Annotated in this window: 2 protein-coding genes; both read left to right on the forward strand. The window is 67.6% G+C overall.

The window, feature by feature from the left end; all coding sequences use genetic code 11:
- Positions 1 to 1,593 (forward strand): thiolase C-terminal domain-containing protein (locus AC2VOU_RS04310; RefSeq protein ID WP_486956237.1); only part of this gene is annotated, 1,593 nt, incomplete at its 5' end.
- The coding region (locus tag AC2VOU_RS04315) for an alpha/beta hydrolase family protein (RefSeq protein WP_486956238.1) at positions 1,590 to 2,047 on the forward strand (458 nt) is incomplete at its 3' end. The genes AC2VOU_RS04310 and AC2VOU_RS04315, both read left to right, overlap by 4 nt.

Consider the following 2,047-nt stretch of genomic DNA (forward strand, 5'->3'; position numbering starts at 1 on the left):
TCCGGCGCCGACGGCACGCTGCGTCTGCAGGAATGCACCGATTGCGCCGCGCTGATTCATCCGCCCGCCCCGGTGTGCCGGTACTGCCGCTCGCACAGCCTCGGCGTACGGGCGGTCTCGGGTCGCGCGACGTTGGCCGGGTTCACTATCAACGAAAGATTCAGCCTGCCAGGCCTTCCCGCACCCTACGTCGTCGCCCAGGTGGCCATTGCCGAGGATCCACGGGTGCGGCTGACCACCAACATCGTCGAATGCGAGCCTGAGCAATTGGAATTGGGCCAGCAGGTCGAGGTGGTCTTCGAGCAGCACGAGGACGTCTGGCTGCCGCTGTTCCGTCTTACAGCCGGCGCCGAACCCTCCGCGCTGCCGGTCGATGAGATAGCACCCGAGCGGTTCGGCGAGCACGTCCGGCCGATGCTCACCGCAGAGAAGTTCGAAGACAAGGTGGCGCTCACCGGAATCGGGATGTCGGAGATCGGCCGGCGGTTGATGGTGCCGCCGCTGTCGCTGACCGTCGCGGCCTGCGAAGCCGCAATCGCGGATGCGGGGCTGACTTTCGGCGACATCGACGGGATGTCGACCTACCCCGGCGGCGGCAACCTCGGCGGCTTCGGCGAGGGCGGCATCACCGCGCTGGAAGCCGCCATGGGAATCCGGCCGACGTGGCACAACGGCGGAATGGAAACCTTCGGCCCCGGCGGTTCGGTGATCGCCGCGATGCTCGCCGTCGCCTGCGGGATGGCCCGTCACGTGCTGTGCTTCCGGACCCTGTGGGAAGCCACCTTCAACGAGCAGATGAAGCAGGGCAAGATCGTCGCGTCCAGTGGCCGTCGCGCCGATTGGCTGCTGCCGTTCGGCGCCACCTCGGCGGCACACACGCTGGCGCAGAACGCGCAGCGCCACTTTCACCGTTACGGCACCACCAAGGAGACGCTCGGCTGGATTGCGTTGAACCAGCGCGCCAACGCCGAACTCAACCCGACGGCGGTGTACCGCACGCCGATGACCATGGACGACTACTTGAACGCGCGGCCGATCACGTCGCCGTTCGGGCTCTACGACTGCGACGTGCCCTGCGACGGAGCGGTCGCGGTGATCGTATCCGCCGTCGACGCCGCCCAGGACACCGCCAAACCCCCGGTGTATGTCGACGCCGTCGGCACCCAGATCATCGAGCGGATCGATTGGGACCAAAGCACATTGACCCACGAGCCACAGGTGCTGGGGCAGTCAGCGCATCTGTGGTCACGCACCGCGCTCAAGCCCCAGGACGTCGACGTCGCCGAACTGTACGACGGCTTCACGATGAACTGTCTGTCCTGGATCGAAGCGCTGGGATTCTGCGGTATCGGCGAAGCGCGCGACTTTCTCGACGGGGGCACGAACATCGCGCGCGACGGGCAGTTGCCGTTGAACACGCACGGCGGCCAGCTGTCGCACGGCCGCACCCACGGCATGGGCCTGCTGCACGAGGCGATCACCCAATTGCGCGGCGAGGCCGGCGTTCGTCAGGTGGCCGATGCCCGCGTCGGCGTGGTCAGTAGTGGTGGTCTGACACCGAGCGGGGTACTGCTGTTACGGGCCGATCGATGACGGCGCCGCCAGCGACGGTGCAGCCCCGGCTCGTCATCGTCGACGGCGTGCCGATGTCGGCGTTGGTGGCCGAGGTTCCGGACCCGCGGGCGATGATCGTCGCCATTCACGGGGGAGGCACCACCGCAATGTATTTCGACTGTCCCGGTCATCCTGAGTTGTCGTTGTTGCGCAGCGGCGCTCAGCACGGATACACGGTGGTGGCGATCGACCGGCCGGGCTACGGCAGCTCCGCGGCCTACCCCGACGCGGTCGCCCAACCCGAGCAGCGGGTGGGACTCGCGTTCGGCTTGGTGGATCGGGTGCTGGGCGAAAGGCCCCGCGTTGCAGGTCTTTTCCTGATGGCGCACTCCGGTGGGTGCGAGCTCGCGATCCGAATGGCCACGGGAGGTTCTGCCGAGCAGCGCACCGATCTGATCGGCATGGAACTCGCCGGCACCGGCCGGCGCTACCA

This window comes from Mycobacterium sp. TH-M25 (genome assembly GCF_057473665.1).